This window comes from Myxococcota bacterium, from assembly GCA_035498015.1.
Classification (GTDB): domain Bacteria; phylum Myxococcota_A; class UBA9160; order SZUA-336; family SZUA-336; genus VGRW01.
This window is the reverse complement of record DATKAO010000079.1, coordinates 24,937-32,688: the sequence shown is the minus strand read 5'-3', so window position 1 is coordinate 32,688 and position 7,752 is coordinate 24,937. Positions and strand designations below refer to the sequence as shown.

The 7,752-nt window shown below is 71.1% G+C and carries 8 protein-coding genes; 6 read left to right on the top strand and 2 right to left on the bottom strand.

Annotated elements, in window-relative coordinates; genetic code table 11:
- A partial coding sequence (locus tag VMR86_06305; GenBank protein ID HTO06653.1) for a hypothetical protein occupies positions 1-252 on the bottom strand: 252 nt, incomplete at its 3' end.
- 457 nt (positions 253-709) lie between these two features.
- Between VMR86_06305 and VMR86_06300 the strand changes: the two genes are divergently transcribed.
- The 5 genes from VMR86_06300 to VMR86_06280 are packed head-to-tail and all read left to right on the top strand — an operon-like array spanning position 710 to position 4,521.
- A complete protein-coding gene (locus VMR86_06300) occupies positions 710-1,837 on the top strand; it encodes an acyl-CoA dehydrogenase family protein (protein ID HTO06652.1) in 1,128 nt (375 codons plus the stop codon).
- Entirely contained in the window at positions 1,837-3,000 is a 1,164-nt protein-coding gene (locus VMR86_06295) for an acyl-CoA dehydrogenase family protein (GenBank protein HTO06651.1), read from the top strand. The genes VMR86_06300 and VMR86_06295 overlap by 1 nt, the downstream gene beginning before the upstream one ends.
- A complete protein-coding gene (locus VMR86_06290) occupies positions 2,892-3,629 on the top strand; it encodes a CoA pyrophosphatase (protein ID HTO06650.1) in 738 nt (245 codons plus the stop codon). Before VMR86_06295 ends, VMR86_06290 begins: the two co-directional genes overlap by 109 nt.
- Before the next feature lie 12 nt (positions 3,630-3,641).
- The gene (locus tag VMR86_06285) at positions 3,642-4,106 is read left to right on the top strand and encodes a nitroreductase family deazaflavin-dependent oxidoreductase (GenBank protein HTO06649.1); all 465 of its coding nucleotides are present in this window, start codon (positions 3,642-3,644) and stop codon (positions 4,104-4,106) included.
- A gap of 4 nt (positions 4,107-4,110) precedes the next feature.
- Positions 4,111-4,521, top strand: a complete 411-nt coding sequence (locus VMR86_06280; protein ID HTO06648.1) for a nitroreductase/quinone reductase family protein — start codon at positions 4,111-4,113, stop codon at positions 4,519-4,521.
- 19 nt (positions 4,522-4,540) lie between these two features.
- Here VMR86_06280 and VMR86_06275 read toward each other — a convergent pair whose 3' ends face one another.
- Positions 4,541-5,884, bottom strand: coding sequence for a GH1 family beta-glucosidase (locus VMR86_06275; protein HTO06647.1), 1,344 nt, complete (start codon positions 5,882-5,884; stop codon positions 4,541-4,543).
- A 35-nt stretch (positions 5,885-5,919) separates the two neighbouring features.
- On the opposite strand from VMR86_06275, the gene VMR86_06270 reads away from it, so the two are divergent.
- Complete coding sequence (locus VMR86_06270) at positions 5,920-7,719, top strand: DNA mismatch repair protein MutS (protein HTO06646.1); 1,800 nt, start codon at positions 5,920-5,922, stop codon at positions 7,717-7,719.
- Positions 7,720-7,752: the final 33 nt, after the last annotated feature.

Sequence of the window (7,752 nt, the reverse complement as noted above, 5' to 3'; positions counted from 1 at the left end):
GATGAGCTGGCGCACGCTCGACTCGCGCGACGGCGAGCCGAGGTGACCGCGGAAGTATTTCGACGCGACGATGTTCGTGGCCATCGGCGACCACGACTCGGGCACCTCGACGTTCTGCTGCTCGAAGACGACCTCGCCGCCTTCGCCGCTGATCTTGGCGGTGCGCCGCTCCCAGCGAACGCTGGAGAACGGATCGTTCCCCGCGCGCGTAAAGTGGCGGCGGATCGGAATCTCGACGTCGTTGTGCTCCATGGTGTCGTCGTTCTCGGCCACTCTAGCTCCCGCTCCGTGCCCCAACCCCGAGGCCCGGTCGCGTCGAGAGAAAAATTCCGGGCCCAAGGAGAGGCCCTGTACTTCAGAGCCCCCGAACGCGAGCCCTCCTCCAGAGCCCTCGCCCGCTTCCACCCGGCCGCCCGTAGCCCCCCTGGCTGCCAAGTCGGAATCCTTGGAATCCCGGAGACCCTTTCTACCGCGGGCCTGGGCGAGGGTCAACCTGCCTGCCACTAGATCTTGAGTGTATCGTCTCCGGACTGCCAAGATATTGAGATTCCACGGGTTTATTGCACGTGTCCTTTGACCCTCAGCTGGGCCGGCCCGGACCGTCCAGGAGGTCGGTCGGGAAACCCCGCGAGAAGCCAGCGATTTCATCTTCGGGGGCCGGATCGGGTCGCCTTGCATTCGGATCCGCACGTCTGATATCCGGGCGGACATGGATTTCGGGTTCAGCGAAGAACAGGACCTCCTGCGGGCCGAGGTGCGCAAGCTCCTCGACGGGCGCTGCGGGCTCGAGCGGGTGCGTAAGCTGATGGAGACCGGGCCGGGCTACGACCCGGACGTCTGGCGCGAGCTCGCAGAGCTCGGCTGGCTCGGGCTCACGATTCCGGAGGCGTACGGCGGCGCGGGGCTCGGCTGGGTCGACCTGGTGGTGCTGCTGCAGGAGACCGGCCGCTCGCTCTTCCCGTCGCCGCTGATCTCGACCACGCTCGCCGCGGCGGCCGTGCTCGAGAGCCGGAGCGAGGAGCAGAAGCAGCGCTGGCTCCCGAGCCTGGCCGACGGCACGCGCGTGGGGACGCTCGCGTTCCTCGAGGCGAGTGACTCGTTCGCGCCGGGCGCAATCGCGCTCACCGGCAAGCCGGACGGCGACGCCTGGCTGCTCACCGGCGAGAAGCGCTACGTGCACGATGCCGGCGCCGCGAACCTGTTCGTGGTCGCGTTCCGCACGGGCGGCGCCGCGACCGACCTGGCGCTGGCCATCGTGGACGCGGGCGCAGCGGGAGTCACTTCGGCGGGCTTCCCGACCATCGACGCCACCAAGCGCCTGGGCACCTTGAAGCTCGAAGGGGCGCGCGTGCCCCGGAGCGCCGTGCTCGGCGTGCCCGGCGCAGCCTGGCCGGCGATCGAGCGGCTGCTCGACCTGGGCGCCGTGGCGGTCACGGCCGAGCTCACCGGCGCGGCCGAGGCCGCGCTCGCGATCACGACACAGTACGCCAAGGACCGGCTGCAGTTCGGTCACCCGATCGGGAAGTACCAGGGCGTGAAGCACCCGCTGGCCGAGATGCACGTGGAGCTCGAGTCGACCAAGTCACTCTTGTACTACGCGGCCTGGGCCGTGGCCGAGAGCCCGGGCGAGCTGCCGCGCTCGGCGTCGCTGGCCAAGGCCTTCGGCAGCGACGCGTTCACGCGCATCGGCATCGACGGCGTGCAGCTGCACGGCGCCGTGGGCTACACCGCCGAGTACGACATCCAGCTGTATCTGAAGCGCGCCAAGTGGGCGCGGCCGGCGTTCGGTGACTCGGACTTCCACTACGAGCGCGTCGCGCGCCTCGGAGGACTGTGATGGACTTCAAGCTGAGTCCGCAGGAGGAGGCCTTCCGCGCCGAGGTGCGCGCCTTCCTCGACCAGAACCTGCCCGAGGGCGCCAACAAGTTCGACCCGCGTTTCCTCGCGGAGTGGAACAAGAAGGTGCGCGCCAAGCGCTGGGTCGGCTTCTCCTGGCCGAAGGAGGTCGGTGGCGGCGGCGGCGGGATCATGGAGCAGGTCGTGCTCAAGGAGGAGATGTCGAAGCGCAAGGCGCCGCCGCTCGGCGTCTGCTTCATGGGCCTGGCCTGGGTCGGCCCCGCGATCATCCAGTACGGCACCGAGGCGCAGAAGCAGCGCTTCATCCCCGACATCCTGGACGGCGCGTACCAGTGGTGCACGGGTTACTCGGAGCCGAGCACGGGCAGCGACCTGGCAGCGCTGCAGTGCAAGGCCGTGCGCGAGGGTGACTCCTACGTGGTGAACGGCCAGAAGATCTGGACGTCGATCGCCATGTGGTCGAAGTGGATCATCCTCTTGGTGCGCACGGACCCGAACGCGGCCTCGAAGCACGACGGCATCACCTGTCTCCTGGTCGAGATGTCGACCCCCGGCATCGAGGTGCGCCCGATCCAGAACATGTCGGGCGGGGCGATGTTCGCCGAGGTGTTCTTCAACGACGTGCGCGTGCCGGTCGAGAACCGGCTCGGCGCCGAAGGGCAGGGCTGGCAGGTCACGGTGTCCGCGCTGCAGAGCGAGCGCTCGAGCATCGCGGAAGTGACCGCCATGTACCGCAAGCTCGAGGAGCTGCAGGAGCTGGCCAAGCGCACGCAGCGCAACGGCCAGCCCGCGGCGCGCGACCCACGCGTGCGGCGGCAGCTCGCCGTGTTCGAGGCCAAGATCGAGGCCATGAAGCTGAACGGCCTGCGCGCGCTCACCTTGCAGCTCAAAGGCGCCCCGCTCTCGAGTGAGACGTCGATCAACAAGCTCTTGCGCGCGGAGCTCGAGGTCGACATGGGTGACTTCGCGCTCGAGCTCCTGGGCAGCGCCGCGGTCTACCGCTCCGGCACGCCCGAGACCGTCGACGGCGGCCGCTGGCAGACCGGCGCGCTGAACTGGCCCGAGGTCGTGATCGGCGGCGGCACGCCCAACATCCAGAAGAACATCATCGCCGAGCGCATCCTGCACCTGCCGAAGGACTGACCCTGCCCACCTTCGACGAGACGCTGCGGCAGGCGATCACTGCGAACCTGGCGCGCTTCGAGCCGCGGGCCGCCAGGGGCGAGCAGCTCGCGCACGCGGCGGTCGCGGCCACGCTGGTCGGTGACCCGCAGGGCCGCGCGTGCTTCCTGATCACGCGGCGCTCGTCGCGCCTGCGCGACCACCCGGGTCAGTGGGCGTTGCCCGGCGGCCGGGTCGATCCGGGCGAGACGGCCGAGGAGACCGCGCGCCGCGAGCTCTTGGAGGAGCTCGGCCTCGGGCTGCCCGCCGCGAGCGTGCTGGGGCGGCTCGACGATTACGCCACCCGTTCCGGCTTCGCGATCACCCCGATCGTGGTCTGGGGCGGAGTGACTCCCGCGCTCGTCCCGAATCCCGCGGAGGTCGAGCACGCCTACGTGGTGCCCGTCTCGGACCTCGACCGGCCCGAGATCCCGCAGCTCCGCACCATCCCGGAAAGTGACCGACCGGTGATCTCGCTGCCGATCCCCATGTTGAACGCCAGCATCCACGCGCCCACCGCCGCGGTACTATTCCAGCTTCGCGAGGTGGCGATCCACGGCCGCGACACGCGAGTGGCTCACTTCGAGCAGCCCGTGTTCGCCTGGCGATAGCGGGGAGTGACCATGACGAGCAGCTCGGACCCGAAGCCGAAGGCGGCCGCCGCCCCGCCGAAATGGGCGGTGAAGGCGCTGACGCGCACGCACGTGTTCCTGAACCGCCTCACCGGCGGACGCTGGTTCAACAGCCTGCAGGGCGACGACGTCTGCTTCGTGACCATGAAGGGCGCGAAGAGCGGACGGATGTTGACGATCCCGCTCATGTACGTGCCCTATGGCCAAGGCGTGTTGCTGGTCGCGTCCCTGGGCGGCGCGCCGAAGAACCCGGTCTGGTACGGGAACCTCGTGAAGCATCCCGAGCTCTCGGTCACTCACCGCGGCCGGCGCATGGAGCTGCGCGCGAGGCTGGCTCGGGCCGACGAGAAGCCCAAGCTCTGGCCGATCTGCGACAGTCACTACGCGCCGTATGCCGACTACCGCGCGCGCACGAGCCGGGACATCCCGATCTTCGTGTGCGAGCCGAGGGGGTGACCCGATGAAGCGGATCCTGCTCGTGGTCGTCGTGATTCTGGTGGCCTGGCTCGGGTCGCTGTTCTACCTGGGCAGCCCGGCCGCGGGCGAGGTCGTGATGGTCACCACGACCGACGCCTCGGGAGCGAAACACCAGACCCCGCTCTGGATCGTGGACCGCGACGGTCAGCCGTGGCTGCGCGCCGGGAACGCCGCCTCGGGCTGGGTCGAGCGCGTGCGCGCGAATCCGCGGGTCGAGATCGAGCGCAACGGCAGCACCAGCGCGTACCGCGCCACGCCCGCGCCGGAAGCCACTGCCGAGATCGACGCGCTCGTGCGCGCGAAGTACGGCGCCAAAGATGTGCTCGTGGGCTGGCTCATGCCCGGCTCGCGCAAGAGCACGCTGGCGCTGCGGCTGGAGCCCGTCGCGCCCTAGGGCCTGCGCGCGTCGTCCATCACGCCTCCAGCCCGTTGCGCCGGATCAGCTCGCTGAAGAACGCGGCGCTGTGCTTGGGAATGCGCGCTTGTGTCTGGAAGTCGGTCCACACGATGCCGAAGCGCTTCGAGTAACCGAACGCCCACTCGAAGTTGTCGAGCAGCGACCAGACGTAGTACGCGCGCACGTCGGCGGCGCCGTCCCGGATGGCCGCGTGCATGCCGGCGATGAAGCCGCGCAGGAGCTCCGTGCGCTCCACGTCGTCGACCGCGCCGCCTGCCGGCGCGGTGTTGTCGCACACGCCGTTCTCGGTCACGTAGATCCTCGGCTTGCCGTATTCGGCCGACACGAAGCGCAGGAAGTCACCCAGCGCGAAGGGCGCCGACTCGTAGCCCATGGGCAGGAGCGGCAGCGTCGGCGGCGCGTTGCGGTAGCCGACGCCCCGCGTGCGGTCGGCCAGCACCTGCCGGCGGCTGTACAGGTTCACGCCCAGGAAGTCGGTCGGCGCAGCGATCGCGCGCAGGTCGTCGGCCTCGATCGGCAGCGCGGCGGAGTTGCGCTCGTAGTAGGCGAGCACCGACTTCGGGTAGCCGCGGCCGTACACTGGGCCGTGCCAGGTGCGGGTGTCGAAGTCGCGCGCCAGCTCGCACGCCGCGCGTGACTCATCGGTCGAGTCGGCGGGCTCGTAGCTGGTGTTGGCGTTGGTGATGCCGATCTCGCCGCGCACGCCCGAGGCGCGGAACGCGGCCACGGCCAGGCCGTGCGACAGCAACAGGTGGTGGATCGCGCGGCCCGCGAGCCGCACGTCGCGGATGCCGGGCGCGAGCACGCCCGCGCGGTAGCCCATCATCGAGGTCACGATCGGCTCGTTGTGAGTGATGAAGCGAGTCACGCGGTCTCCGAGCCGCCGGTACACCAGCGCCGCATAGTCGGCGAAGCGCTGCGCGGTGGTGCGCTCGGCCCAGCCTCCCAGGTCCTGCAGCGCCTGCGGCAGGTCCCAGTGGTAGAGCGTGAGGCAGGGCTGGATGCCCGCGGCGAGTAACTCGTCGACCAGGCGCGAGTAGAAGTCGAGCCCGCGCTCGTTCGCTTCGCCTGCGCCGAACGGCTGCACGCGCGGCCACGAGACCGAGAAGCGGTAGGTCTGCAGCCCCAGGCGCTTCATCAGCGCCACGTCGTCGCGGTAGCGGTGGTAGTGGTCGCAGGCCACGTCGCCCGTGTCTCGCTCCTGCACGCGGCCGGGCTGCTGGCAGAACACGTCCCAGATCGAGAGACCCTTGCCGTCCTCGCGCGCGGCGCCTTCGATCTGATACGCAGCCGTCGCCGCGCCCCACTGGAAGCCCTTCGGGAACTCGAGAAACGCCATGCGCGCATCGTACCAGGCGCCTATGCTCGGCGCGGATGACGGACGTTCCCGCGCACTACGGCGCGCTGCTCGCGGAGCGCCGCGCCAGCGCCGCCGCCGCCGCGCGGCGCACGCGCTGGCTCTCGAACGCGCGCCTGGCCGTGTTCGCGACGGGCCTGGGCGTGGCCTGGCTCGCGTTCTGGGCGGGCCGAGTGAGTGGCGGGTGGCTCGCGCCGCTCGCGGCCGGCTTCGTGGCGCTCGTGCTGCGGCACGAGGCGGCGCGGCGCGACGAGCTCCGCGCGCGGCGCGGCGTGGAGTTCTACGAGCGCGGGCTCGCGCGGCTCGGCCTGCTCGACGCGCCCTGGGGCAACACCGGAGAGCGTCACGCGGACCCCGCTCACCCCTACGCCGCGCAGCTCGATCTGTTCGGGCCGGGCTCGTTGTTCGCACTCTTGTCCCAGGCGCAGACCGCGAGCGGCCAGGCGCGTCTGGCCGGCTGGCTGCTCGAGGCCGCGGCGCCGGACGAGGTGCGCGCGCGCCAGCAGGCGGCCGAAGAGCTGCGGCCGCGCCTCGCGCTGCGCGAGGACTGGTTCAGCGCCGGGCCCGAGGTGCGCGAGGGCGTGCACCCGGAGTCACTCGTGGCCTGGGCCACGGCGCCGGCCCGGCTCGCGGGCAGCGCGTCGCGCGTCGCGCTCGCGGCGCTCGGGCTGGCGACCGCGTGCGCGCTCGTCGCGGCCTTCGTGTGGACGGAGACGACCCCTGCGCTCTTGGTGCTGGGCCTCGCCGAAGGCGCCGTGATGGTCGTCCTGGGCCGGCGCGTGACGGCCGTGCTGCATGCGATCGAGCCGCGCGCGCGCGACCTCGCGCAGCTCGCGGTCCTCCTGGCACGGGTCGAGCGGGAGCGCTTCACCTCGCCGCGGCTCGTCGCGCTGCGCGCCGCGCTCGACACCGACGGCGAGCCGGCATCGCGCCAGATCGCCCAGCTACACCGGATCGTGTCGGTGCTCGACTGGCGTCGCAACCAGCTGTTCGCGCCGATCGCGCTGGTGCTGCTGTGGGGCGCGCAGGGCGCGTACGCGCTCGAAGCCTGGCGCGCGCGCTGCGGCGCCGGAGTGGCGCGCTGGCTCGAGACCCTGGGCGAGCTCGAGGCGCTGTCCGACCTGGCGGGCTACGCCTTCGAGCACCCGGACGACCCGTTTCCCGAGGTCTGCGACGGGGGCCCGCTGTTCGACGCCGAGCAGCTGGGTCACCCGCTGATCGACGAGGGGCGCTGCGTGCGCAACGACCTGTGTCTCGACGCGAGTCACGCGCTGGTCGTCGTCTCGGGCTCGAACATGTCGGGCAAGAGCACCTTCCTGCGCAGCGTGGGCACGGCGCTGGTCATGGCGCTGGCGGGCGCGCCGGTGCGCGCCGCGCGGCTGCGCGTGTCTCCGCTCGCGTTGGGCGCCGTGCTGCAGGTCGTGGACTCGCTGCGCGACGGCGCGTCTCGCTTCTGGGCCGAGCTCCAGGCGCTGCGCCGCGTGGTGGATCGCTGCACGGGCCAATTCCCTCTCTTGTTCCTGCTCGACGAGATCCTCTCCGGCACCAACTCACACGACCGGCGCATCGGCGCCGAGGCGTTGCTGCGCGAGCTGCTGCGGCGCGGCGCGATCGGCCTCGTGACCACGCACGACCTGGCACTCACCGCGATCGCCGACGAGCTCGCGCCGCGCGCCCGCAACGCCCACTTCGAAGATCAGGTCGCGAACGGCGTCCTGCACTTCGACTACCGGCTGCGCGAAGGGGTGATTGCCCGCGGCAACGCGCTCGCGCTGATGCGCGCGGTCGGGCTCGACTTCGCCGACCCCCAAGGATAGGCTGCCGCACGTGAACGGTCCGAGCCTGCCGAA